Below are 23,268 nucleotides of genomic sequence, written 5' to 3'. Positions count from 1 at the left end.
AACTATTTTCTAAAAAAAATCTAACATTCGGCATGTAATCTGACACGAACGTTAAGAATTTAGTGAAATCAACCCTCAAAACCACTTGTAACGGTAGCTATTCTTCGCATTTTCAATCTTTCGGGACATAAAACGGTCTCTAGTTACATAGTCATGTAACACGTTTGACTGTATGGTTACTTTCCTATTATCATAGGTACATAGAAACAAAAGAATTAACCAGAGGATGGTGCTCGTAAAATCTCCTTCTATAGAAGATAATGAACGAGGAAAGAATGGAGGGACTAATTATGTACCGTATCGGGGAGTTATCCAAGCTTGCAAAGATCAGCGCAAGAACCATTGATTATTACACTTCAATAGGTTTAATCAAGCCCGCTGAACGCTCAGCCAAAAACTATCGCATTTACGATGATGAAACTTTGCAGCGTCTTGAACGTATTGAAGAGATGAAAAAAGATAAATATACGTTGGATGAGATCAAAGCTTCTCTTCATAGCTGGAGCAAAATCACACCAGAAGAGCAGGTTTCACGCAAGTTGAATGATTTACAGGTTCACTTGACTCAGTTAGAGCGAGAGGTCAAAGAACTAGAACCTGTAATCAATAAGCTGAAACCGCGTCAAGCCAATCACTTGTACACACGCTTGATGCCTCAAACAGCAGCATGCATTGAAGCAATCATGCTCCTTATCAATAAAAGCTCTCTTATGTAACGATCTCATTACAAGAATATAATGGAGGAATTACTATGATATTTATTTACATTCTCATCGTTTTGGCTTTCATCTTAACGATTTGGGCACAATTCCGAGTCAAAGGCACGTTTAAGAAATGGACCAAAGTACAGGCGAACAGCGGACTTACCGGTTACGAGGCAGCTCGTCGCATGCTTGACTCCAACGGACTGCAGCATATTCCAATCGAACCTGTTGCCGGCACCTTAACAGACCATTATGACCCTATCCATAGTGTTGTACGCTTGTCAGAGCCGGTATAATACGAAAATTCAATTTCAGCTATATCCGTTGCCTGTCATGAGGTTGGTCATGCTATCCAGCACGCAGAGCACTACCCAATGCTCGTGCTTCGTCATCGCATCTTCCCATTGGTCAACTTTGCATCAGGCGTTGCACCGTTTCTATTCATTGCCGGTATTCTATTCTCGTATTTAAACTTAATCGGCCTTGGTATTATCTTCTTCTCGGTGGCAGTAGCGTTTCAGGTCATTACGCTTCCAGTTGAGTTTAATGCCAGCAACCGAGCTCGAGATATTATGGTCTCAGAAGGCTTCATTACGAATAATGAAGAGCGCGGCGTAGCAAAGGTTCTAAATGCCGCAGCACTAACTTATGTCGCTGCTGCCCTACTCTCCTTGCTAGAACTAATCAGGTACATTATGATCTTTGTCGGCGGAAGCAGAAACGAATAGCAAGTTAAGTCGCTAACAAAAAAAACAGGAGCTGCTCCACTTGGTCTTCATACGGCCAAGTGAAAGCAGCTCCTATTTATTTTAAGCTATTTGGTTCGATCCTTAAAAAAGTTAATTAAGAAACCATGAAAAACCTTCGCTACCAACGGCAGTTTTTCATTATTACGTCTAATAAGACCAATTGTACGCGTAACTTGCGGTTCGGTAACCCTAACCTTAGTCGGTTGCAGCGGTCCTGTATAGTGCAGAGCCATCTCCGGGAGCAGACTTACACCCATACCCGCCGCAACTAATCCACGAATGGTATCTGTCTCTTGTCCCTCAAAACCGATTTTCGGAGTAAATCCTGCCTCCTGACAGGCATCCCATACAATTGGCCGCAACGAGTAGCCTTCACTGAATAAGACGAAGGTCTCTTCAGCCAACTCACGCAGTTCGATTGAATCTTGATCAGACAAAGGATGACCTGGCGGCAAGATCGCATACAGCTCTTCCGAGAGCAGCACTTCACCGCAAACAAATTCATGCCCCTTAGGAAAAGGAGAGATAAACGCTAGATCTATATCCCCTTTGCTCAGGTCACGAATAAGGGAAGGATACATACCCTGTTTAAACCGGAATCGTACATTAGGATGCAGCTTCCGAAAAGCTGCTACGACCTGCGGAATTAATGAAGTACCTAAACTATGCGGAAATCCAAGTCTGATTTCACCCTTCTCAGGATCTAAAAATTCATGGATTTCGACAACTGCACGATCCAAATCAGCCAGAATGACTTCAGCGCGCTTTAAGAACAATTGGCCAACTGGAGTCAGCTGCAGATTCCGACCCTTTTGAACAAACAATTTCACATTTAGTTCTTCCTCAAGCTGGTGAATCTGCCGACTTACAGCTGATTGCGCAACATGCAATTCCTCTGCTGCTTGAGTCACATGCTCTTTTCTAGCCACTTGCACAAAATACTGAAGCTGACGAAGTTCCATACCGGTTATATTCTCTCCCGTGTACACATATTGTAAGTTTCTTTACTAGTGTCGCTGTTTCCACGCTTTTGCACGATCAAACAATTTATATAATAGAAAACCAGCTATAGCCCCTCCTGCATGAGCCCAAAGATCAACTCTCGGCACAAGCACGGAATAAATTACACCAAATATCAAAATGGTATAAACCGTTTTTCGTGATCCATCATCTAGCTGCGCTTTCCTGAATAAAGAAATGAATAAAAAAGCACCATAGATACCGTAAATCGCTCCCGAGGCACCAACCCCAACATGCCCTTGCGTGCTGCCATCTATACTATGCACAAAAGCACTCAATCCATTTCCGGCAATTCCGCATAGGAAATAAAATCCAACATAACGTAACGACCCTAACAGCCTCTCTAATGGCGGTGCAAAAACGAGTAGAGCAAACATATTATAAAGCAGATGCTCAAGCCCAGAATGCATGAAAATGGACGTTACATAACGCCATGGCTGCAACATACCATACGGATCAGCAGTCGGATGGGTTACAAATGCCCCAAAATCGATTGCATGGTATGCATTATTCGCATCCCCAGTCCAAGCAACAATAATAAAATAAGCAATATTCAAAGCAATAACAGCAGACGTAACCGGATAAAGCTTTAAGTAAGAACGAAAACTCTCATAACGTAAAAAAATCATCCATTCATCAACCCCTTTTCTCTCCAACAATTGGACAATGTCGTTTCAATACGATTATAATAAAACTGGTATTGAGCATTCCATAATGAGGAGGAAATTACACATGACACAAGAACGTACTGGTGCTGCCACATTCAAAGGCAACCCGATCACATTAGTTGGACCAGAATTAAAGATTGGTGACCAAGCTCCTGATTTCACATTGAACAAGTCGCTTGTAGAAACGGTATCCCTTAAAGACTACTCCGGTAAAGTTAAATTAATCAGTGTAGTACCTTCTATCGACACAGGTGTATGCGATGCGCAAACACGTCGTTTCAACGAAGCTGCCGGATCACTTGGCGACAATGTTGTTATTCTAACCGTAAGCGTTGACCTTCCATTCGCACAAGCTCGCTGGTGCGGTGCTGCAGGTATCGACAAAGTTGTATTGCTCTCTGACTATAAAGCACATAGCTTTGGTGATTCATACGGTGTATACATCAAAGAGTTAGGCCTTAATCAACGTTCAATCTTCGTACTTGATGCTAACGACAAGGTACAATATGTGGAGTATTTGCCTGAAATGACAGAGCACCCGAACTACGAGTCAGCAATCAATGCGGCAAAAGCGCTTATTTAATTGTTAGGTTAAACATCGTAGACTGCAAACAAAGCGAGTGAAGGACAATCCTTCCTCGCTTTGTTTATGTTTACTTTATGATACTTTAAAAGCAGCAAGCTTCTTATCAAGTGTACGATACAAATCCAAAATGACTCTGTAATTAGACCCTAGATCCCCTAAAGAACCGCGAGATGCGGAATAAATATCAACCGCCGATTGCATGGGATTCACACCAATGACGGAAATTGTAATGTCCATCGTTCTTCCAAATGCCGTACGTTTCTCAAGTACAATCTCACCAACCGACTGAACCTCATGCAGCACCTTATAACCTTGCATCTTCTTAAGAGTCGAGATTACTTCTTCCCAAGCCTTATCTTTCGACAACTTATAGAAATGAGATTTGAGCATTGGATCCTTAGCTTTGTCACCAGTCTGTTCATGACTGCGCAGTAGCCCGATCAAGGTCCGCTTCAACAACAACAATCTCCCCCTCCGGCATCTATGTACATTACTCTCTATGATACCATGATTTGTCCTATGAAAAAAGAGCTATCACCGGATTTCACCAGCAAACGCTCTTTGATTTTAAAAATGGTACCCGCCTATGCCGTCCGACTCACATGTTTCTGAACCCGCTTACGCAGGTGGGTGACCGCAGAATCGTTTTTGAGATCCCCTTTCGGGGGCATGTCAGCCACGTTTCGATTTAGGTCTCCCGTGAAACAGCCATTGGTTCAAAACAGCGTAAAGCCGTAACGAGCATCGCAGGAGGTATTGCTATTATAGACCTAACAAAAGCAAAAGTAAATGTTAAGAGATGGCTATTTGCTGGAGCCGTTAGAATCGTCCTTCACTAGGTCAATTCGATCAAGCTCAGCAGCCGTCTCTGCATCTTCTTCCTCCGCTAACCTTGCCTTCTCAGCTTGATCCTGAAGCTTCTGATAGATCAGATAAAAGTTCCAGAATGAAAGGTAAGCGATGATGCTGCCCATGAAAAATGGAATGAGAAACGTAAATTTAGTACTGAAATAAATGACTGCCCCACTCATGATCGCGGTTGAGAACGAACGGAATGGCTTACCAATCGTAATGAGCACTGCATTTTTCAGCAATTGAAACGTTTTCATATGGTAATGAACCAGCATCGAGAAAAAATTAAACAGCGATACGATAAGCAACAAGAGGAACGCGATGAAAATATAAGATAGCAGATTCAGTTGTTCACGATAAACGATAAAGTCAACAACCATAATGACAAGCAGTAATGTATAGATAATACCGCCTAGCATACTTTGCTTATAGTTTTCCTTGTAACCGCGAAAATATGTTTTAAACAACGCGACATCGGTTTCTCCCATTACCCATTTACGTGCAACAGCAAACATAGCTGCTGTAGCAGGAAATAGTGTAAATGGCGCAACAACTGCCATTGCAATCAGCATGGAATATACTTGACTGACATCGGTCGAAAGGAGTATTCCCCACGCGAAGAAAAGAAATGGAATTGAACAGATTAACCATAAAATATTAATAGCCGATAATCGCATAATCCACTCAGATATTCGGTAAAACCCACCCATCAGCCCTCTTGGTTCCATCGGTTCTGCCTCCAGAAAAGTAAGATATATGTACCTCTTCAGGCTTGTACTGTTTATCTACTTAGTATTATTAGTATATCTGTGTCGTAATAATAGAAGTGAAAAACGAAACACCATAACAATAAAAAACCGAGAAAAGTACGGATGCCCGCAAGGCATCACGGACTTCCTCGGTTTTTTTATCATTAATTAGTTGTTTACGTAGCCGTCAGAGCTGCTTTTTGGACGACGATTTTCAGGACGTCCTTCGCTGCTTCTTTTGCTTCCGTAACCACCAGTGCTGTTGCTTCCGTAGCCACCACGTGAGCTGCTGCTGCTGCTCGAGCTGCTGCTTCCGCTGCTGCGTCTGTCATCGCGTCCGCGATAACCTCCGCCGCCGCTTCCGCCAGTGCTGCTGCGATTGCCGCCGTATGAAGATGAGCCGCCGCTGCGGTTAAATGGACGTCCGCTTGAACGAATGTCAGGCTTACGTTTTTTAGCGCGAAGCGGATCTTCTGGTGTCAATTCGATTTCAACGTTTTTCTTCTCGCCAGTTAGCAATTTGATTGCTGCGGAAAGCAAGTGAACGGAATCGTATTGCTCAAGCAATTGAATGGAGATAGCTTTGTATTCCGAGAACTCATCATTTTGAACAACTTCGAGCAAACGCTCTGCTGTTACGCGTTGTTTGCCTTCGATAGCCTCAGCAATGCTTGGAAGCGGTTTGCGATTCATCTTTTGGCGAGTGATTTTCTCGATGAAGTGCAGGTGATCCGTTTCACGTGGAGTTACGAATGACCAAGCTGTACCTTCTTTACCTGCGCGGCCAGTACGACCGATACGGTGAACATAGCTCTCAGGATCTTGCGGAAGGTCAAAGTTGATTACGTGCGTTACGCCCGAAACATCTAGTCCACGTGCAGCAACGTCAGTTGCTACTAGAACATCAATGCTGCCGTCACGGAATTTACGCATTACGCTGTCACGTTGGTTCTGTGACAAGTCACCATGCAAACCGTCAGCTGTGTAACCGCGTTTTTGAAGGGCTTCACTAAGCTCATCAACCCGGCGTTTTGTACGACCGAAGATGATAGCTAGCTCTGGCGATTCCATATCAAGCAATCTGCTTAGCGCTTCGAACTTTTGACGCTCGTGCACTTCGATGTAAGATTGCTCGATTAGCGGAGCTGTAATTTGTTTTGGAATAACCGAAACATGCTCTGGATTTTTCAGAAATTGCTGTGCAAGCTTCTGAATGTTAGCCGGCATTGTAGCGGAGAACAGCATAGTGTGGCGCTCGTCCGGTACTTGTTTCAAAATGGATTGGATATCCTCCATGAAGCCCATGTCAAGCATTTCATCTGCTTCATCCAAAATAACGGTTTGTACATCTTCAAGACGAATAGTCTTGCGGTTAATGTGGTCGAGCAAACGACCTGGTGTACCGATAATAATTTGTGGTTTCTTCTTCAATGCGCGAATTTGACGGCCAATTTCTTGTCCACCGTAAATTGGCAATGAGCGAAGACCTTTGTATCGAGTTAACTTCCCGATCTCGTCAGCCACTTGAATAGCGAGTTCACGGGTTGGCGTCATTATTAATGCGACAATGCGTTCCTCGCTTGTCGGAATTTTGTTAATGAGCGGAATTCCGAATGCCGCTGTCTTTCCTGTACCCGTTTGTGCTTGGCCAATAAGATCTCTGCCTGCCATAGCAATGGGGATCGCTTTGTCTTGAATCGGGGTAGATTCCTCGAATCCAAGTTCGGTAATTGCTTGTAACACTTTTGGTTCCAAGCCAAATTCAGCAAATGTTTTCAAACTTTTCTCAAACTCCTTTTATCTGCAGCCTACTTAAGAATATCTAAATCATTATAGCACAGAAACATTCATGAATACCAGCAAAGCTATTATAGCCATACTAAGTGGGTTAAATTACAGAAAAAATTACCTTGAATGTTTAGGAGCGATTATTTTGAGCACGCATGCCATGCGTTATCTGTTAACGGTACCGATTATGACCGCAGGTTCCTTTCTAATAGCTCTTGGATTCAATCTATTTCTTATCCCTCATCAGCTGTTAAGCGGCGGATTATCAGGGGTTTCTATGATGATTGGTTATATTACAGGTGGAAATATCGCCTGGCTTTATTTTATTTTAAACTTCCCCGTATTGATTTGGGGTTGGTTTATTCTAGGACGCCGATTCATTTATTGGAGCTTGTTTACTGTTGTTGTATCAACAGTCCTCCTACAGGTTATTCCAGTGATGAAAATTGTAGATGACATTATGCTAGGCGCAGTCTTTGGGGGAGTTATTATTGGTTTCGGTGCAGGTTTGACCTTGCGATATGGCGGTTCATCCGGCGGCTTTGATATCATCGCTTCTATTGTAACGAGAAGACATGATTTACCGATAGGCATGATTATTTTCTTATTAAATGGTGCTGTCATCGCTGTTTTGGTTTTATTTACGAAAAATTGGGATTTGGCACTGTATTCTCTGATATCCATCTTTTCTGCCGGCAAAGTAGTAGATCTCATCCATGTGCGGCATATTAAGCTTACAGCATTTATCGTAACAACCAAGACGGAAGAACTGCTTGCCAAGCTGCTCAGTCACCCGCGCGGCATTACGATAATAAAAACACGCGGCGCTTTTTCATCCACCGATCGCGATATGCTTATGACTGTTCGTACTAAATACGAAATCTCAGATCTGAACAAAACCATTACCGCCATTGATCCAAAAGCTTTCATTAATATTGTCGAAACAGTCGGTGTGATCGGTGACTTCTCCAAGCCAAAGGAATAAGTCATCTACGCATATATGGATTTTACGCAGTATCCCTATGTTTTTTAAAATGATCCTGATATACTATTTGTATCCCGTAGCTTTGGTTTCTTGCCATATGATTTCCCCTGAACATTAGATATGAAAGGGTGATGCTCAATGGATATGGAAACGGTCAAATTGTCTCGAATTGTAGAGAAGCTTGCCCCTGAGCTTAGTCCCTTTCTCACTGAACGCGAATTGGACATCAGCATTGTATTGCGTGACGGACTCGCCTTACTAGAGCCTGCTGACGCAATGGAGATTGTGCAGCACAGTATTTGCAATCAGCAGAGAGATGCTTTGTTACAATGACAATGCGGGACACACCGATTATTTATGCGCCAGTCGAGATCAAATCGACTGGCTTTTTGTTTTTTATTTTAAAAAAAGAGGTGACCACAGCATCTAACTGTTTTATAATCTGAAAAGACATAGCAAACAGGGAGAGAGCATATGGATATTATCTTTTCAGCCTTACTGCTGCTTTACGGCTTGCTTACTGGTGAAGGTGAAAGCAGTTCGGCTGCCAAGCAGCTTACCGCTGCTTACATTAATTCGGCCGCCGGTCATACCATAATAAAAACGGATTCGGACCTTGTCTGGGGTGCTGACAATGGACAAACGGCCGTGTCCGATGTAAAAAAAGATCCGCAGCCTGACACTCCTGCGATTAAAGGCATTTATGTGACAGCACACAGCGCTGGCGGTGCGAGAATGGAATCTTTATTAAAGCTTTTAGATGACACCTCACTTAATAGCATGGTCATTGATATTAAAGACGATAACGGGTACATAACTTATCCATCGAAGACACCTGAATTACTAGAGCTGGGAGCCACCAAAAAATTCATACCCGATATCTCTGAGCTAATGAGTACACTTAAGACACATAGCATTTATCCCATCGCTCGAATAGTTGTTTTTAAGGACACCGTGCTTGCACGCAAAAAGCCAGAGCTTTCATTCCTTCATCAGGATGGCACCATATGGAAAAACGGACGTGGTGAAAGCTTCGTCAATCCTTACCGAAAAGAAGTATGGGATTACAATGTCGCTGTAGCAAAAGAAGCTGCAAAGGTTGGTTTTAAAGAGATTCAATTTGATTACGTAAGATTTCCAGAAGGCTTTGAGAACAAAGCTGCCTCATTGACCTTTAACAAATCGGATCAAAGCCGCGTAGATACCGTTACTGGATTTGTTAAATATGCACGCGAGCAGCTTGAGCCGCTTGGTGTGAGGGTTTCAGTCGATATTTTCGGATACGCAGCTTCTGTACCCACTGCTGAAGGGATCGGACAGGATTTCGTCAAAATATCAAATGATTCTCATGTCATATCACCTATGATCTACCCAAGTCATTACAGTACTGGCTGGTTTAAACAGAAGGATCCCGATAAGAGCCCGTATGAAACGATTAAAGGTGCAATGATCGATACCCATAAGAAGCTTGACGGCACCGGTGAGCTTAAGCCGATTATTCGTCCATGGATTCAGGATTTTACAGCGAGCTGGCTTGGCAAGGGGCATTATGTGAAATATGGCAAGGCTGAGGTCGAGGCTCAAATTAAGGCATTAAAAGAAAATGGCATCAATGAGTTTCTATTATGGAACGCAGGGAATAAATATACACCAAATGTGAACTATGATTAAAAGTTATAAAAAAAGGTCAATCGACGGTAGCGGCGATTGACCTTTTTTATGCTTATTATATTAAAATTATTGAATTATTGAGACAAACGAAGCGCAAGGTCATACATATTCATATCAAATGCTTTCTTCGTATTCACAACGATTTCAATATCAGTCGTTACCAATTCACCTTGAATGACGCCGCATGCTTTACCGGAATCGCCTTCCATAAGCTTTCTTACAGCAAAATCACCAAGACGGCTTGCCAAAATACGGTCAATTGCTGTCGGCGTACCTCCACGCTGAATATGACCTAGCACCGTCACGCGAGGCTCTATGCCGCTGTTAGCCGTAATTTGCTTCGCAACATCTTCCCCTTTGCCCGCACCCTCAGCAACAACGATAATACTGTGACGCTTGCCTTTGGCAAAATTCGTTTTCATACGCTCGGCAACTTCAGTAAGCTCGAAAGGAACCTCTGGCACTAGAATCGTTTCTGCGCCGCTTGCAAGACCCGCATGAAGAGCAATATCGCCGCAATGACGTCCCATAACCTCTACGATTGAAGAACGCTCATGCGAAGACATAGTATCACGAATTTTGTTAATAGCATCTACTACAATGCTAACCGCTGTATCGAAACCGATTGTAATATCCGTAAATGGAATATCATTATCGATTGTTCCAGGAAGAGTCATTGTCTTGATTCCGAGCTTGCTCAGCTTATTCGCACCTTGATAAGAGCCGTCGCCGCCAATAACAACAAGACCATCGATGCCTCTGGAGCGAAGCACTTCCGCACCACGTTGTTGGCCTTCTAACGTTGTAAATTCTTTGCATCTTGCTGTTTGCAAAATCGTACCGCCGCGCTGAATAATATCGCCTACGCTCCGCAGATCCATTTGACGCAAATCATCGTTAAGAAGACCTTGAAAACCGCGTTGTACACCATACACATCTAATCCATAAAATAAAGCGCTTCTTACAACAGCCCGAACGGCTGCGTTCATTCCTTGCGAATCTCCTCCGCTTGTCATTACTGCAATTGATTTGACTGCAGACATGGTCATTCCTCCACATTGTTTAATTTATAGTTAAGCTTGTTGTTTCCGAATCCAGATACTGTTTATGAGAAAAAACAGGCGCGTCAGCGGGCTGTTCTTCATAAGCTTTCTCGAAACATCTCGTACCTCCGCCTGGTGACGGACCTTCGGGTCTGACAAATAGAGAGCTAACAGCCCTTCAATAATCAAACGATGGAATCGCGAAGCAGGCAACTGCTTCACATCTTCCCGCGCCCGGTTCACAATGGTGTCCAAGCGCTCAACAAGCAGACTGTCATTAGCGTAATAATTGCAAAAGTTCAAATCTCCACCAGCACGATCCTCTTCTTGATCAATTAAATAATCAAGCAAAATATGTAAACCGCAAACATGCGGAAAATAAATATTTTTGATCGCCTCTGCATCAACGCTGGAGAGGTTCTCCTCGCTCGCTGCCAGAAATAGCATAAACACACCTAGTGTTGAGCCGGTAGCAGCAGCAAACTCATTCCATTGCAGAGCAGGATAAGCTTCCCGATGAAGCTCCCACCAAGTTAACAGCAGCGGCTCACGCAAATCTTTGTGAACATGCTTGTACACTTGTAAATCACCATATAAGCCTATCAGTTCCAATACATAAGGCTTTACCGATTCATAAGAAGAGAGCTTTGCCGTTTGAAGCTGACATATCCGAACAAGATGATGCAAGTAACCCCCATCGTCCTTCTCTGCACGCAATGCATAATAATCCTGAAGCTCCGCTTCGGGATTGACGGCATCCAGCATAGACTGATGCAATAAACGAAAGTCATCGGGATTCAGCGAGGTGCTTCGATCGCATAAATTATCCAAATAATCACTAATGGTCTGAAGCGCTACAATAAGTGGAATGAGTACATGCTTCTGCTCTAAATTAGCAGTTGCATATACGCTTCCGCCTTGACAATGAAATTTTTTGTTATCCATACTATCTAGCGCTTGTGTTCTTAGCTCAGCATCAGGTATTTCCAGTGCTAAGCGTCGAAGCTGATCCAGCTCTCGCTCGACCTCGGGAAGGACATATTTATATACACGATGCATGAGCTTTAGCGGGCCTTGAGGCACACGCTTGCCTGATAAGGTCGTTAATCTCACGACTCGCCCTCCTCAAAACATGTTCATGAATGTTGGCGCAATTCCAACTGCTGATCCATGCGGTACCAAATGTGTAAATCATTAATTGTACTCGCATATTCGGCAATATCATAGTTTAATATACAGGATTGCTCAAAGCTATCCTCTTCAAACAGCTGAGCTTGCTTTATATTAATAAGCACCTCTAACTCCATGATGCGGTCTGGAATTGTCCCGCGTATAAGCTCCCATTCTTCCACGATCGCAAGCTGCTCGGACGACTCATACTGCTCCCATTCCATTTCCAATACTGGAAGATGGATCCGAAGCCGCTCATTCCAATCAAAACGATAGAATCCCATACTAACCCTCCACCTCTAAATGTACCATTTCAGCACACAATAATCCAGCTTGAAATCGCATTGGAGTAGATTCTAATCCATGCTATACTGTTAAACGTGTGTTTACTGAGAGAGATGGAGTGACCTTTCAATTATGGATATTTCAGATTCCCAATCAATAGAACGCTCTGCATCAGCGCGAAAAGAGACACGTGCACTGCGGATTTACAGCTTCTCCGCTTACTCTACTGCTGCAATGGTTGTCTCCTTTATACCGCTTTATTTTCTTGATAGGGGCTTCTCTGAACAACAAATCGGCATCATCTATTCAACAGGGCCTTTTATTTCAATTTTTGCCAACCTCATTCTTGGACTGGCAAGCGATAAATTCAGAACGATAAAAAAACTGCTCATGCTGCTGTTATTCGGTCAACTCGTCATGATCTCATTGCTCATCCCAACTGAAAGCTTTGCTCTAGTATGTCTCGTCATGATGGGCTTTTATTTTTTTCAAACACCAATCAATCCTTTAAGTGACAGCTTGCTGTTATTATCTACCCCCTATACCGGAACACCTTATGCACTTATTCGTATTTTCGGCTCGCTAGGCTTTGCAATAACGGCATATACCTTTGGACTTATACTTAAGCATATCGGCTCACAGTGGACGCTTCCGCTTGCGCTTTGCACGATAGCCATAACGCTATGCCTAACTACTCGCATCAGAGATTATCAAGGCAGCGCGCGTAAAATTGATTTTTCCGGCTTCTTTAAGCTTCTTCGCCAGCGGGATGTTCTCATTTTCTTTATCATCATACTTACCATTTCCATCCCTCACCGGATGTACGAAGGGTTCCTTGCTGTGACCATGCGACATATGGGGGCAAGTGATTCTCTTGTTGGGCTTGCGTGGCTCGTATCCGCTTTGAGTGAGATTCCGATCTTGTTCCTTCTAGGCAAATACGGACATAAATTCAAAGAGCTGCCGCTCCTTATGATTGCTTCCGTTATGTATGCAATCAGACTTTGGCTGTTAAGCTTCATTCAAGACCCAATCTGGGTTATTGCCACCCAAGCGATGCATAGCATTTCATTCGGCATCTACTTCTCTACTGCACTTCGTTACCTGTCACAGCTCATTCCCCCACAATATCGCGCGTCTGGACAAGCCGTTTATGCTGTCATCTGGACAGGCGTTGCGGGCGTCATCAGCGGCTTGTTTGGCGGGTATATCTATGAGCATTTTGGAAGAGCGGCCTTCTTCAATATGGGTGCAATATTCGCATTAGTAGCTGCGGCAGGCTTCCTCTCCAGACATTTGCTAAGCCGTAACGATAGATAAGTAGGCAAAAACAACAAATAGAGCTGCTTCGAGGACGTGTCTGATACAGATACACGTTCGAGGCAGCCCTATTTTATGAATAGATTCAGGAACTACTCATTAATTTCGAAATTAGAATATACATCCTGAACATCATCGTTATCTTCAAAAGCATCCATCATTTTAAGCAGCTTTTCCGCATTCTCGCCTTCTACCTTAACGATATTTTGCGGCAACCAACGCACGCTTGCATTGACGAAAGTAAATCCTTCTTGCTCTAATGCGTTTTTAACTTGTTCAAACTCATGAGGGTGCGTCAATATTTCAAAGCTGTCTTCGTTCACAACGACATCTTCAGCTCCAGCTTCCAATGCAATCATAAGCATGGAGTCTTCATCAGTCTCATGGGCTTCGCGATCAACAACAAGCAGTCCCTTGTGATCGAACATATAGCCTACACAGCCGCTCTCTCCCATGTTTCCGCCGCGTTTGTTGAAAGCAGAACGAACATCAGCAGCTGTACGGTTGCGATTATCCGTCAAGCATTTAACCATAATAGCTACACCGCCGGGGCCATAGCCTTCGTACATGATATCGTCATACTCAACGCCTTCTCCAGCGCCAGCTGCTTTTTTAATAGCCCGCTCAATGTTGTCATTAGGCATTTGCTCCGCTTTTGCATTCGCAATTGCAGTCTTCAAACCGAAGTTTGCATCGGGGTTAGGTCCACCCCTGCGCGCTTGAACGTAAATATCACGTCCCAGCTTTACGAACTTGTTATTTTTAGCCTGATCGGCCTTACCTTTACGGTCTTTGAACAATTTAAATTTCATTATGCTCGCTCCCCTGACAAAGTTTCCATGCAATAGTTTATCACCGCAAGCAGGACATGGTCAATAAAATCAAGGGTTGCTCGCCGCTTCATTTGGGAGTATTCATAACAGAAAGAGGGCCTCCCATAGCGGGAAGCCCTCCATTCCATCATTCACATATGGTCCTATAGTTTATTGACGTTAGCCGCTTGAGCTCCGCGGTTACCCTCAGTAATGTCGAATTCGACCGCTTGACCCTCATCCAATGATTTAAAACCTTCGCCTTCAATTGCTGAGAAATGAACAAATACGTCTTCTCCGCCTTCTGTTTGGATAAAGCCGTAGCCTTTCTCCGCGTTAAACCATTTAACTGTTCCTTTCAATTGAACAACCTCCTAAATATGTCCGCCGTTTTGAAACGACGAGTAGCATCATTATATCGATGTCAAAATAAAAAAGCAATTAAAGTGAAATCTGTAAAAAATGATCAGATCCAGGGATGAACGGCAGCTTAGAAGCGGTTAATTGTGGAACTCCACCATTTGCTATGATCGTCTCCATTAACTCTTCAAGCTGCGGATACGGCTCCCAACTAAGTGATATAAGTGGGTAAATGAGAATCTTTCCACCTGGCTTACAAATACGCATCAGTTCTAAAACTGAATTTATATGAAATTCATAGCCGAATTGATTGGCATATAAGAACATAAAATGACTGCATAGCACAAGAGAAAATTCATTATCTTGGAAGGGAAGCTCCGGTAATCGCCCATCTATATATGGGCTAGTCCCTGCTTTCATGCTTGCAGATACATGGTTTGAAAATCGTTTGAGGGATTCCTGACGGCCTGACATATGATTATCTAAAGACCCATAATAACTCCAATCAAATCGCTCCTTAAGCGATTCTAATTTGGCAGTCGACGAAATGATTTCCTCAGCAGCATGGGGCACCCATTCCTCAACCTCTAATCCGTATCGCGGATCAATGGCTAAGGCAACATATCCCCTGTCATTCGCTTCTGCCGTAAAAGAGGAACCTCCAGCCGCTACATCAAGAATCATGCCGCGTGTAAGATCCGCTTCCTGCAGATCGAACATAGCAACATATTCCTCATAGCTTCTACATGTCATAGCGACACCAATCTGTTCATAAATCTGTTTACTCATTCCTACACTCTCCTCGTCTCAGCTCATTCAATCTCATCTCATCTAGGCTCGTTCCATCTGCTTATTACGCTTCGTATTGATTACAGCCTCCATAATGGCTATGATGATAAGGATACCATAATAATTAAATTTGCAAAAGGTGGAAAAAATTCTATGTTTAAGAAACACCAAATTTACAAGACCGACAAATATAATATGTTGACGGTTGAAGTTCAAGGCAAGACACTTATCGCTAGAGAGATCTCCGATCAATGGGGTGAGGATACTCATACGTTCATTAGCCGCCCTGAAATGATGCATTGGGCTAAGAACCGCTTTCGTGAATCCGAATTTGTTGGACGCGAAGAAGAATTAGAAGCGATCATGAGCGCTTTAAAGGAAGTTTAATTGTTATCGAGCAGGACAATTCTGCCTGCTCGACGAACATATCTTTACGTATTATTTTTTAGGAGGCTTTTCCAAAGGATGGATACTACCGCTACTGTTGTTTTTATTATTGCAGCCTTCGCAATGGGAGCACTCGTTATTTTCAAAAAAGATAGCATGCCGCCAAACTTGCGCCGCGGTCTTGCGATGGCTTCCATCTTGCTTATTGCTTTTGCCTTTTTTCTTATCGTTTATTCGTTTTTTACAATGGGCACCGCCTAGCGTTCCAATCCTTGCATATTCCATATGATCTCTGGACATAGTAACCAAAAACTGTGTCTTGAGGTGATAAACGGATGAAATGGCTAGCCTTGCTGCTTGTATTAAGCCTAGTGCCGGGATCTGCCTCATCCATAGATGAGGCAGCCAATAACCCGCATGCTACACCAACCTTATCCATACCAAGGAGGAATTCGATGAGTAACCTACCAAAGCGTTCAGAATCCGCACTGGAGAGCCGCTGGAATCTTGAGGATCTATTCAAAAACCAAGCCGCATGGGACAAGGAATTTCAGGAAGCAAAGGCATTAATAAAAAAAGTTGCTGCGTTTCAAGGCAAGCTTGGAGATGTAAAACAGCTTAAAGCTTGTTTCGAGCTTGAGGATGAGCTTTCCTTGCACGTGGAACGACTGTATGTATATGCAAACATGAAGCATCACGAGGACACAGCAGAGCCTTCCTTCCAATCGCTATCAGATAAATCCAAAAAGATTAGTGTAGAAACAGGTGAAGCACTATCCTTCATTACACCTGAAGTTCTCAGCCTATCAGATGAAGCATTAGATGCAATCATAGCTGATGAATCGGTCGCAAAATACCGCCATACGCTAGAAGAAATGCGCCGTCAGAAGGCACATATTCTATCTAAAAATGAAGAAGCACTGCTGGCTCAAGTCGGCAATATCAGCTCGGCCCCTGGCACGATCTTCAGCATGCTCAACAATGCCGATCTTAAATTCCCAAAAATCAAAAACGAAGACGGCGAGGAAGTCGAGCTTACTCACGGCCGTTACATACAATTTCTTGAGAGTAAAAATCGCGATGTTCGCCGTGAAGCCTTCAAAGCGATGTACGATACGTACGGCAAGCTGAAAAACACGCTTGCAACAACATTCAATGCAAATGTAACAAAAAATATTTTTTATGCCAAAGCTCGTAAGTTTGATACAGCTCTGGATATGTCCCTATACAGCGATAACATCCCTCAGGAAGTGTATACGAACCTGATTGATACCATCCATAAGAACATTCCGCTCATGCACAGATACATGGCGCTTCGCAAAAAGATGCTTGGTCTTGATGAGCTTCATATGTATGATTTATTCGCTCCGCTTATTGACGAGTTCAAAATGGACATTACGTATGAGGAAGCGAAAAAAACAGTCAATGAAAGTCTCAAGCCGCTGGGTGAGGACTATTTAAAAGTACTTAACGAGGGCTTTAACAACGGCTGGATTGATGTGTATGAGAATGAAGGCAAACGCAGCGGCGCTTACAGCTGGGGAGCTTACGGCACACATCCTTATGTGCTGCTGAACCATAATGACAATTTGAACAGCATGTTCACTTTGACCCATGAAATGGGCCACGCGCTCCATTCCTATTATTCGGATACGAATCAGCCTTATCGTGATGCCCAATATACGATTTTCCTAGCTGAGGTCGCTTCAACGTTGAACGAGGCGCTTTTGATGGATTACATGCTTGATAAAACAAAAGATCCGAAGGAAAAAATGTATTTGCTCACGTATTACGCTGATCAGTTCCGTACAACGGTATTCCGTCAGACGATGTTCGCAGAGTTTGAGAAAATCGTACATGAGCGCGCCGAGCAAGGAGATTCACTGACTCCGCAGGAGCTTAGCAAAATCTACTATGATCTGAACGTCTTGTACTTCGGAGATGGTATGGTTATCGACAAAGACATCGAAATGGAGTGGGCTCGCATTCCCCATTTCTACAACAGCTTCTATGTTTACAAATACGCAACTGGATTCTCGGCAGCTACAAGCTTCTCCAAGCAAATATTGGAGGAAGGCCAGCCTGCAGTTGATCGCTATCTCGGCTTCCTGAAGAGCGGCGGCAGCGACTTCTCCATTAACATTTTGAAGAAAGCCGGCGTTGATATGTCCTCACCTGAGCCAATCGAGCAAGCGATGAGCGTGTTCGAAGATCTGATTGGTCAAATGGAGCAATTAACGAAGTAAATGGCGTAATGTGAGGCAATTATGCAGAGCGGAGCTTTTGCGAAATGCATGCGTTGCGAAGTAAAAAGCGACTGCTAAATGCTATGCAATTGCGTAGTGTGAAACGATTAGGTTAGGACCGTCAAGGAAACTTGGCGGTCTTTTTTTTATGCGCTATTATAGCAGATCCGACCACCAAGCTTTTTCTTCATAAACGTAAAGCCCATCATGCTCGCCTATTATGTTCATTTCTTCCTTCTCATCGGCAGGTAGTCGATTGACATACCAAGCAGATTCGACGCAGTATTTCTTTCCAGTAAGACTTGAAAGAAAAGCGCTGTATTCGTCTCCTCCTTCTGTTTCCTTCAGCAGTTCTTCCGGAATACCGGTAACTGCCACTACTGCGAGTAAAGCTCGTTTTCCTATCATGAAGAGATTCTCCTTTGAATGTGTTTCTTGGTTGTTTGGGTGTAGATACGTGAATGAATATTAGTCTAATGCTGTGTAAATGTAAGTTTACTTGCATATCCATAGGAGGCGGTTAGTACAATACCGCCCCTATGACGAGGGCAAGCGCGCCGCCGAGAAGCGACGACAGGAGATTCACCCTGTCGTTGTTCAACCAGGCGTAGCCGCGTATATGCTCCGCCGCGCTGCCGCAATGCGCGGCGCGCTCGGTATCGCTGCCGCATACCCGGCAGCGATACATGGCCTGGCCGGTTGCGCCGAGCAAAGAGTCGGCGAAGGCACCGACCAGGCCGGCGGCAGCCGCTGCGGCGATGTATGCCGCCGCTGCGGCTCCGCCGCCAGGCGTACCCGCAGCAGCATCAGCATGCTGCGGGGCCGCCAGCAGCAGCGCGGCAACGGCACCGATGAACGCGGCGCCTGTCAGCGCTGCTGCACTGCCGAGCGGCGTGACTCCGCCGCTCGTGCCTGCACTCACCCGCCTGCCGCTCGTAACCATTCGCGGCGCGGTCTTGCTGAGGGCACCGATCTCGGTGGCCCAAGTGTCTGCGTTAACAGATGCCATGACACCGATGTATGCGAACAGCCAGCCCTCATGGGGCCACAGTGCATGGGCGGCGCACAACACTAAACCCACACCGCCATTTGCCCAGACTTGACCGGCATCACGCCGTCCGGTCTTCTCATACTTGGCTTCGGCTGCAGCCTTAGCCCGATGCTTGCGCTTCCACTTCGACAACAATGTAGAAGATACAAAAAAAGCAATCAGCAAACCGAACCAAACAGGCTCACCGAGCGTCACGAAGCCTGTCCCCATAATTACCGCAGACAAAGCCCCTGACAGGGACAAAGACCGAACACGATAAGCTGCCCAAGCAATAAGGCCGCTGCCGAGTAAACCGGCAAGCAGCCTTATCCACCATTCCTCAAAAATTCCCACCATACAACGAGCAACCTCCTGCATGTGAAACATTTTCAATTTAATCTTATTTTGATTAAGCATCTGCCTAATTACTAGTACCTATTCGCAACAACCTCTTAACAGCATTATGCGCGTTGAAGCATTGCCTCATGCCAGCGGTCAGGATAATTTGTACATATCATAATTTCATTGTCCAGCGCGGCGACCTTGCGAATCGTCTTCGTATCATTGATCGTCCATGCCATGATTTGTATGCCAGCTTCCTTCAGCATCGCTATTCGATCCTTATTTAGTCTCGCATATCCGATAGATAGAAAGGTTGAGCCGAGCTCATTAAGCTCTTTGGGAAGAGAATTGCGCCAACTATCTATAATAAGGCCTGTTTGAATTTCATTGGAGAGCTTTCTCATCCGATGCAGTGTGCCTTCATGGAAGGAAGTAATAACGACCTCGCCTACTGCGTCGTAAGCTTGCAAAAGCTCGAATACCTTCTCTTCAATCATCGGGTATCGAATGCCATCATTCTTCAGCTCGATATTTAGCTTGCAATGACCAATCGATTCCCTCAAAACCTGTTCAAGCGTTGGGATCGTTTCTCCCTGATATTTTTGCGAGAACCAATTGCCTGCATCAAGCGCAGTAAGCTCTGCTGCTGTCTTATCTTTTACGTTGCCTTTGCCATTTGTCGTTCTACGCAGTGTGTAATCATGAATGACGACAGGAACGTTATCCTTTGACAGCTGAACATCAAGTTCAATCCATTTTATATCACGATCAGCAATCGCTAATCGAAATGCCGCCATCGTATTCTCAGGAGCTTGGCTTGACCAGCCACGATGTGCTGCGCATTCATTTCTCATTTCCGTATTCCTCCTCTCAGAAGGCCTCCGTTACTCCGGAATAAACTTGCCTTCATCATTTAGCTTCACGCCAAAAGAAATGGACGTCAAGCGAGCTAGGAGCGCCTTCGCCTTATCACCTTCCAATGGCGTTGGCTGGGCATTAACCGTAAACATAGGATGAAAAGTCATTTCACAATCACCGCTTTTTGTGCAGACTGCGTCAAGCACACCGGTCTCTCCCGCTGTTTCCTTTGGATTCGCGCTAAAAATAAAGTTTCCTAAACTGTATGCAATGTATTTGCCTTTATATACATCAAACCCTTGAAGGACATGCGGATGGCTGCCTATGACCAAATCTGCCCCAGCATCAATATACTGTCTTCCAAAATCCTTTTGATACTGAACCGGTTGATCGACACGCTCTTTGCCCCAGTGGACCATAACAACGACGATATCCGCATCCTTTTTTGCATTCTCAATAGCGGCAACCGCGCGGCGAGTATCATAGGTCTCTGCAACGCCAGCTACATTCTTATCCGCTTTCCATTCTACTTTCGGCACTACTTTGCTTAGTCCGATATAGGCAACCTTAATACCTCGAACCTCTTTAATTACGGGAGCAAAAGCTTCCGTATCGTTATTACCGGCTCCCATATGTGAAATACCCGTATCATCCAAATATTTCATCGTGTCCAACAAGCCTTCTACACCTTGATCAAGTGTATGATTGTTAGCCAAGCTCACAACATCGAAGCCTGCATCTCGCATCGCTGGCAGCATATCTGGCGAGCCTTTGAACACATAATCCTTGCCCTCTGCCGGAACTCCGCGATTCGTAACAGGCATTTCCAAATTACCAGCCGTAATGTCCGAATCGCTTAGATATAACAATGATTTTTGATATAAAAAATCAAAACCTTCACGCTGCATCACTGCATTAACATATTCACCGACCAGCAAATCGCCAACAAAGGAGAGCGTAATTTTATCATCCTCATCAGCTTCAACAACAGGCTGCTCATTAGATGTTTCCTCATCCTTTGGCGGAACAGCTTCATTGCTGCCCTCAACCTCATTGTCGCCGCTTAAATTCTCATCAGTTCCTGTTTGCTCATCCTTCGGATTAGGTGGAGAGCTTGGCTGTACTGCCTCTGTTTGCTCCTTCTTGTCCAGTCCGCTGCGATCTAGCAAATCTTGAAATCTATCAGAATTGGTTGCGAAAAACCATATACCCACTACTATTATAATAACCCCAAGCAGCGTAAAATTAACCACAACAAGCCGTTTAGCCCTTTGTTTACGCTTTAGATTGTCCCTCTGACGGGACTCGGACCGCGATACCTGCATGGAAGATGGCTCCTCTTTAATAGAATAAAGACTCTCCCATTATAGCAATTTTTAACTCACTTGGGGTGAAAGTTGTGAAGCTTTATTTTAAAATAGCCGCTGCTGCTTCCTTGCCTTGTCGAATACAATCGGGCAGACCCACACCATCAAACGCTGCTCCTGTAATCCATACACCCGGAAGCTCCTGCTCTAGTCTTGCACGAAGGCGTTTGACATTCTCTAAATGACCGACAGGATATTGCGGCATAGAGCGGTATAATCTTGTTATCTCTGTGAAAATTGGTTCGGCTTTGATGCCCATCGATTCCTCTATATCTCTGCGAACCACTTTAATAAGCTCGGCGTCTGGAAGCTTAACGCTCTCCTCCGCACCCGATCGTCCAACATAGCATCGAAGCAGTACCTTATCATCAGGGCTTGTGTGAAGCCATTTCGTTGATGTCCACGTGCATGCTGTAATATGCATGCCTTCTGAATGCGGCACAAGAAAACCAGAGCCATCGAATTGGAGTCCAAAAGTGGCTTTATCAAATGCCAATACAACATTGGCTACAGATACGTAGTTAATGGCTCTTAGCTCCTGACATTTGGTTAGCGGCTCAAGCAAATCAGCTGCATTATATGCAGGTGCTGTCATCACGATGCGATCAGCCTGCAGCCGTTCGCCGTCCTCCAGAACCACTTCATAACGACCCGTTGACTCCTCGTTTGAATTCGTCTTCTGAATTTCCGTTACCTTCGTGCCAAGACGTCTTTGCACACCGCTTAAAGCTTCATCAAGCGCATTTACAATGGTAGAAAGTCCACCCTTGAATGTTAGGAAGGTGCCTCCCTTAGCTGCGGCTGGAAGCGGCGCAGAAGCACTGGCCTTGCGATTGTGCTGCATACCGCGAATAAGGCTGCCATGTTTGCGTTCCGATGCTGCAAATTGGGGGAATGTTGCTTGCAGACTTAGTTTTTTCAAATCACCCGCATAGATACCAGCAAGGAGCGGTTCCGCAATACGCCGCATCACTTGATTGCCTACACGGCGCTCAAGGAATCCGCCAAGCGATTCATCCCCAACTTCTTTGCGAGCCGGCAATACCAAATCCATTGCTGCGCGCAGCTTTCCACCCCATGACAGTAAGCCTGTCTTCATAAAAGGTCCTAGTTCAGTTGGTACACCCAGCACTAAGCCTGGAGGCATCGGGTGCAGCTTCCGTTCATGCATAATGTATGTCTTTTTTGCTTCCGGATTCGTGCTTGTCAGCTCATTCTCCAGCCCAAGCTCCTTAGCCAAATCCATAATGGCGAGTTTGCGCGCCAAAAAAGAATCCGGCCCTTTCTCGATGACAAATCCGTCACGCTGCAGCGTATTTATTTTTCCGCCCAAGGCAGGAGCACCATCTACGATAGTGATTTCAATCTCCTTGCCTAAACGCTCCGCTTCCCGCTGCAAATAAAAAGCGGAGCTCAGTCCGCTGATCCCTCCGCCAATAATGACAATTCGATCAGGGTTTCCGATTCTCCGCATCTCATTCATCCTT

The 23,268-nt window shown here is 44.6% G+C and carries 25 protein-coding genes, 1 other RNA gene and 1 pseudogene; 10 read left to right on the top strand and 17 right to left on the bottom strand.

Annotated features, from left to right (window positions below; genetic code table 11):
- Nucleotides 1–260: 260 nt before the first annotated feature.
- Together AC0YOD_RS06745 and AC0YOD_RS06740 are read left to right on the top strand one after the other, a co-directional pair.
- Nucleotides 261–716, top strand: coding sequence for a MerR family transcriptional regulator (locus AC0YOD_RS06745; RefSeq protein ID WP_475798511.1), 456 nt, complete (start codon nucleotides 261–263; stop codon nucleotides 714–716).
- 35 nt (nucleotides 717–751) lie between these two features.
- Nucleotides 752–1,432 (top strand): annotated as a pseudogene (locus tag AC0YOD_RS06740) (zinc metallopeptidase).
- 86 nt (nucleotides 1,433–1,518) lie between these two features.
- On the opposite strand, the gene gltC reads toward AC0YOD_RS06740, so the two are convergent.
- Together gltC and AC0YOD_RS06730 are read right to left on the bottom strand one after the other, a co-directional pair.
- Nucleotides 1,519–2,415 (bottom strand): glutamate biosynthesis transcriptional regulator GltC, encoded by an 897-nt coding sequence (gltC, locus tag AC0YOD_RS06735; RefSeq protein ID WP_475799313.1) that lies wholly within the window; start codon nucleotides 2,413–2,415, stop codon nucleotides 1,519–1,521.
- A 45-nt stretch (nucleotides 2,416–2,460) separates the two neighbouring features.
- Nucleotides 2,461–3,102 (bottom strand): rhomboid family intramembrane serine protease, encoded by a 642-nt coding sequence (locus tag AC0YOD_RS06730; RefSeq protein WP_475798510.1) that lies wholly within the window; start codon nucleotides 3,100–3,102, stop codon nucleotides 2,461–2,463.
- A 103-nt stretch (nucleotides 3,103–3,205) separates the two neighbouring features.
- Between AC0YOD_RS06730 and tpx the strand changes: the two genes are divergently transcribed.
- Nucleotides 3,206–3,724, top strand: a complete 519-nt coding sequence (gene tpx / locus AC0YOD_RS06725) for a thiol peroxidase (RefSeq protein ID WP_475798509.1) — start codon at nucleotides 3,206–3,208, stop codon at nucleotides 3,722–3,724.
- Between the two features lie 75 nt (nucleotides 3,725–3,799).
- Here tpx and AC0YOD_RS06720 read toward each other — a convergent pair whose 3' ends face one another.
- The 4 genes from AC0YOD_RS06720 to cshA all read right to left on the bottom strand — a co-directional run bounded on the left by AC0YOD_RS06720 (nucleotide 3,800) and on the right by cshA (nucleotide 7,107).
- Nucleotides 3,800–4,186, bottom strand: a complete 387-nt coding sequence (locus AC0YOD_RS06720) for a DUF1499 domain-containing protein (RefSeq protein WP_475798508.1) — start codon at nucleotides 4,184–4,186, stop codon at nucleotides 3,800–3,802.
- 114 nt (nucleotides 4,187–4,300) lie between these two features.
- Nucleotides 4,301–4,483: non-coding RNA, 6S RNA (ssrS, locus tag AC0YOD_RS06715), on the bottom strand.
- A 47-nt stretch (nucleotides 4,484–4,530) separates the two neighbouring features.
- A complete protein-coding gene (locus tag AC0YOD_RS06710; protein ID WP_475798507.1) occupies nucleotides 4,531–5,307 on the bottom strand; it encodes a YesL family protein in 777 nt (258 codons plus the stop codon).
- Between the two features lie 189 nt (nucleotides 5,308–5,496).
- On the bottom strand, nucleotides 5,497–7,107 hold the full coding sequence (gene cshA, locus AC0YOD_RS06705) for a degradosome RNA helicase CshA (RefSeq protein ID WP_475798506.1): 1,611 nt from the start codon (nucleotides 7,105–7,107) through the stop codon (nucleotides 5,497–5,499).
- Nucleotides 7,108–7,261: 154 nt separating this feature from the next.
- Here cshA and AC0YOD_RS06700 point away from each other — a divergent pair, with 154 nt between their 5' ends.
- The 3 genes from AC0YOD_RS06700 to AC0YOD_RS06690 all read left to right on the top strand — a co-directional run bounded on the left by AC0YOD_RS06700 (nucleotide 7,262) and on the right by AC0YOD_RS06690 (nucleotide 9,772).
- A complete protein-coding gene (locus AC0YOD_RS06700) occupies nucleotides 7,262–8,101 on the top strand; it encodes a YitT family protein (protein ID WP_475798505.1) in 840 nt (279 codons plus the stop codon).
- A gap of 138 nt (nucleotides 8,102–8,239) precedes the next feature.
- A complete protein-coding gene (locus AC0YOD_RS06695; RefSeq protein WP_475798504.1) occupies nucleotides 8,240–8,434 on the top strand; it encodes a hypothetical protein in 195 nt (64 codons plus the stop codon).
- 141 nt (nucleotides 8,435–8,575) lie between these two features.
- A complete protein-coding gene (locus AC0YOD_RS06690; RefSeq protein WP_475798503.1) occupies nucleotides 8,576–9,772 on the top strand; it encodes a putative glycoside hydrolase in 1,197 nt (398 codons plus the stop codon).
- A gap of 74 nt (nucleotides 9,773–9,846) precedes the next feature.
- Here AC0YOD_RS06690 and pfkA read toward each other — a convergent pair whose 3' ends face one another.
- The 3 genes from pfkA to AC0YOD_RS06675 form a co-directional block, all read right to left on the bottom strand.
- Nucleotides 9,847–10,815, bottom strand: a complete 969-nt coding sequence (pfkA, locus tag AC0YOD_RS06685) for a 6-phosphofructokinase (protein WP_475798502.1) — start codon at nucleotides 10,813–10,815, stop codon at nucleotides 9,847–9,849.
- A 30-nt stretch (nucleotides 10,816–10,845) separates the two neighbouring features.
- Nucleotides 10,846–11,874, bottom strand: coding sequence for a tetraprenyl-beta-curcumene synthase family protein (locus AC0YOD_RS06680; protein ID WP_475799312.1), 1,029 nt, complete (start codon nucleotides 11,872–11,874; stop codon nucleotides 10,846–10,848).
- Nucleotides 11,875–11,951: 77 nt separating this feature from the next.
- Nucleotides 11,952–12,269, bottom strand: coding sequence for a hypothetical protein (locus tag AC0YOD_RS06675; protein ID WP_475798501.1), 318 nt, complete (start codon nucleotides 12,267–12,269; stop codon nucleotides 11,952–11,954).
- Between the two features lie 133 nt (nucleotides 12,270–12,402).
- Between AC0YOD_RS06675 and AC0YOD_RS06670 the strand changes: the two genes are divergently transcribed.
- Entirely contained in the window at nucleotides 12,403–13,590 is a 1,188-nt protein-coding gene (locus AC0YOD_RS06670) for an MFS transporter (protein WP_475798500.1), read from the top strand.
- A 92-nt stretch (nucleotides 13,591–13,682) separates the two neighbouring features.
- Here AC0YOD_RS06670 and AC0YOD_RS06665 read toward each other — a convergent pair whose 3' ends face one another.
- The 3 genes from AC0YOD_RS06665 to AC0YOD_RS06655 all read right to left on the bottom strand — a co-directional run bounded on the left by AC0YOD_RS06665 (nucleotide 13,683) and on the right by AC0YOD_RS06655 (nucleotide 15,551).
- A complete protein-coding gene (locus tag AC0YOD_RS06665; protein ID WP_475798499.1) occupies nucleotides 13,683–14,402 on the bottom strand; it encodes a YebC/PmpR family DNA-binding transcriptional regulator in 720 nt (239 codons plus the stop codon).
- Nucleotides 14,403–14,566: 164 nt separating this feature from the next.
- Nucleotides 14,567–14,764: a cold shock domain-containing protein gene (locus AC0YOD_RS06660; RefSeq protein WP_475798498.1), complete on the bottom strand. Its 198-nt coding sequence runs from the start codon at nucleotides 14,762–14,764 to the stop codon at nucleotides 14,567–14,569.
- A gap of 79 nt (nucleotides 14,765–14,843) precedes the next feature.
- Nucleotides 14,844–15,551, bottom strand: coding sequence for a class I SAM-dependent methyltransferase (locus AC0YOD_RS06655; RefSeq protein ID WP_475798497.1), 708 nt, complete (start codon nucleotides 15,549–15,551; stop codon nucleotides 14,844–14,846).
- 153 nt (nucleotides 15,552–15,704) lie between these two features.
- Here AC0YOD_RS06655 and AC0YOD_RS06650 point away from each other — a divergent pair, with 153 nt between their 5' ends.
- The 3 genes from AC0YOD_RS06650 to pepF all read left to right on the top strand — a co-directional run bounded on the left by AC0YOD_RS06650 (nucleotide 15,705) and on the right by pepF (nucleotide 18,184).
- Nucleotides 15,705–15,938 (top strand): hypothetical protein, encoded by a 234-nt coding sequence (locus tag AC0YOD_RS06650; protein ID WP_475798496.1) that lies wholly within the window; start codon nucleotides 15,705–15,707, stop codon nucleotides 15,936–15,938.
- 78 nt (nucleotides 15,939–16,016) lie between these two features.
- A complete protein-coding gene (locus AC0YOD_RS06645; protein ID WP_475798495.1) occupies nucleotides 16,017–16,199 on the top strand; it encodes a hypothetical protein in 183 nt (60 codons plus the stop codon).
- Between the two features lie 194 nt (nucleotides 16,200–16,393).
- Nucleotides 16,394–18,184, top strand: coding sequence for an oligoendopeptidase F (pepF, locus tag AC0YOD_RS06640; RefSeq protein ID WP_475799311.1), 1,791 nt, complete (start codon nucleotides 16,394–16,396; stop codon nucleotides 18,182–18,184).
- Nucleotides 18,185–18,340: 156 nt separating this feature from the next.
- On the opposite strand, the gene AC0YOD_RS06635 is transcribed toward pepF, so the two are convergent.
- From AC0YOD_RS06635 to hemG, 5 genes are all read right to left on the bottom strand, one after another.
- The gene (locus tag AC0YOD_RS06635) at nucleotides 18,341–18,592 is read right to left on the bottom strand and encodes a hypothetical protein (RefSeq protein ID WP_475798494.1); all 252 of its coding nucleotides are present in this window, start codon (nucleotides 18,590–18,592) and stop codon (nucleotides 18,341–18,343) included.
- 112 nt (nucleotides 18,593–18,704) lie between these two features.
- Nucleotides 18,705–19,571 carry a DUF92 domain-containing protein gene (locus tag AC0YOD_RS06630; RefSeq protein ID WP_475799310.1) on the bottom strand — a complete coding sequence of 289 codons (867 nt, stop codon included), beginning with the start codon at nucleotides 19,569–19,571 and terminating at the stop codon, nucleotides 18,705–18,707.
- A 104-nt stretch (nucleotides 19,572–19,675) separates the two neighbouring features.
- Nucleotides 19,676–20,410 carry a glycerophosphodiester phosphodiesterase gene (locus tag AC0YOD_RS06625; RefSeq protein WP_475798493.1) on the bottom strand — a complete coding sequence of 245 codons (735 nt, stop codon included), beginning with the start codon at nucleotides 20,408–20,410 and terminating at the stop codon, nucleotides 19,676–19,678.
- A gap of 30 nt (nucleotides 20,411–20,440) precedes the next feature.
- Nucleotides 20,441–21,739 (bottom strand): CapA family protein, encoded by a 1,299-nt coding sequence (locus tag AC0YOD_RS06620; RefSeq protein WP_475798492.1) that lies wholly within the window; start codon nucleotides 21,737–21,739, stop codon nucleotides 20,441–20,443.
- A gap of 82 nt (nucleotides 21,740–21,821) precedes the next feature.
- Nucleotides 21,822–23,255: a protoporphyrinogen oxidase gene (gene hemG / locus AC0YOD_RS06615; RefSeq protein ID WP_475798491.1), complete on the bottom strand. Its 1,434-nt coding sequence runs from the start codon at nucleotides 23,253–23,255 to the stop codon at nucleotides 21,822–21,824.
- Nucleotides 23,256–23,268: the final 13 nt, after the last annotated feature.

This window comes from Paenibacillus sp. J31P13, from assembly GCF_056269295.1.
Note: the sequence above shows the minus strand (reverse complement) of the source record. Positions and strands in the feature narration are given on the sequence as shown.

What these genes read in the sequence shown, in the direction of transcription:
- AC0YOD_RS06695 (WP_475798504.1), top strand. Translation starts at nt 8,240, where the DNA reads ATGGATATGGAAACGGTCAAATTGTCTCGAATTGTAGAGAAGCTTGCC.
- pepF (WP_475799311.1), top strand. Translation starts at nt 16,394, where the DNA reads ATGAGTAACCTACCAAAGCGTTCAGAATCCGCACTGGAGAGCCGCTGG.
- AC0YOD_RS06630 (WP_475799310.1), bottom strand. Translation starts at nt 19,571, where the DNA reads ATGGTGGGAATTTTTGAGGAATGGTGGATAAGGCTGCTTGCCGGTTTA.
- hemG (WP_475798491.1), bottom strand. Translation starts at nt 23,255, where the DNA reads ATGCGGAGAATCGGAAACCCTGATCGAATTGTCATTATTGGCGGAGGG.
- AC0YOD_RS06730 (WP_475798510.1), bottom strand. Translation starts at nt 3,102, where the DNA reads ATGATTTTTTTACGTTATGAGAGTTTTCGTTCTTACTTAAAGCTTTAT.
- AC0YOD_RS06665 (WP_475798499.1), bottom strand. Translation starts at nt 14,402, where the DNA reads ATGAAATTTAAATTGTTCAAAGACCGTAAAGGTAAGGCCGATCAGGCT.
- AC0YOD_RS06680 (WP_475799312.1), bottom strand. Translation starts at nt 11,874, where the DNA reads ATGCATCGTGTATATAAATATGTCCTTCCCGAGGTCGAGCGAGAGCTG.
- pfkA (WP_475798502.1), bottom strand. Translation starts at nt 10,815, where the DNA reads ATGTCTGCAGTCAAATCAATTGCAGTAATGACAAGCGGAGGAGATTCG.
- AC0YOD_RS06650 (WP_475798496.1), top strand. Translation starts at nt 15,705, where the DNA reads ATGTTTAAGAAACACCAAATTTACAAGACCGACAAATATAATATGTTG.
- AC0YOD_RS06710 (WP_475798507.1), bottom strand. Translation starts at nt 5,307, where the DNA reads ATGGAACCAAGAGGGCTGATGGGTGGGTTTTACCGAATATCTGAGTGG.
- tpx (WP_475798509.1), top strand. Translation starts at nt 3,206, where the DNA reads ATGACACAAGAACGTACTGGTGCTGCCACATTCAAAGGCAACCCGATC.
- AC0YOD_RS06620 (WP_475798492.1), bottom strand. Translation starts at nt 21,739, where the DNA reads ATGCAGGTATCGCGGTCCGAGTCCCGTCAGAGGGACAATCTAAAGCGT.
- AC0YOD_RS06635 (WP_475798494.1), bottom strand. Translation starts at nt 18,592, where the DNA reads ATGATAGGAAAACGAGCTTTACTCGCAGTAGTGGCAGTTACCGGTATT.
- AC0YOD_RS06655 (WP_475798497.1), bottom strand. Translation starts at nt 15,551, where the DNA reads ATGAGTAAACAGATTTATGAACAGATTGGTGTCGCTATGACATGTAGA.
- AC0YOD_RS06670 (WP_475798500.1), top strand. Translation starts at nt 12,403, where the DNA reads ATGGATATTTCAGATTCCCAATCAATAGAACGCTCTGCATCAGCGCGA.
- AC0YOD_RS06690 (WP_475798503.1), top strand. Translation starts at nt 8,576, where the DNA reads ATGGATATTATCTTTTCAGCCTTACTGCTGCTTTACGGCTTGCTTACT.
- gltC (WP_475799313.1), bottom strand. Translation starts at nt 2,415, where the DNA reads ATGGAACTTCGTCAGCTTCAGTATTTTGTGCAAGTGGCTAGAAAAGAG.
- AC0YOD_RS06645 (WP_475798495.1), top strand. Translation starts at nt 16,017, where the DNA reads ATGGATACTACCGCTACTGTTGTTTTTATTATTGCAGCCTTCGCAATG.
- AC0YOD_RS06625 (WP_475798493.1), bottom strand. Translation starts at nt 20,410, where the DNA reads ATGAGAAATGAATGCGCAGCACATCGTGGCTGGTCAAGCCAAGCTCCT.
- AC0YOD_RS06745 (WP_475798511.1), top strand. Translation starts at nt 261, where the DNA reads ATGAACGAGGAAAGAATGGAGGGACTAATTATGTACCGTATCGGGGAG.
- AC0YOD_RS06675 (WP_475798501.1), bottom strand. Translation starts at nt 12,269, where the DNA reads ATGGGATTCTATCGTTTTGATTGGAATGAGCGGCTTCGGATCCATCTT.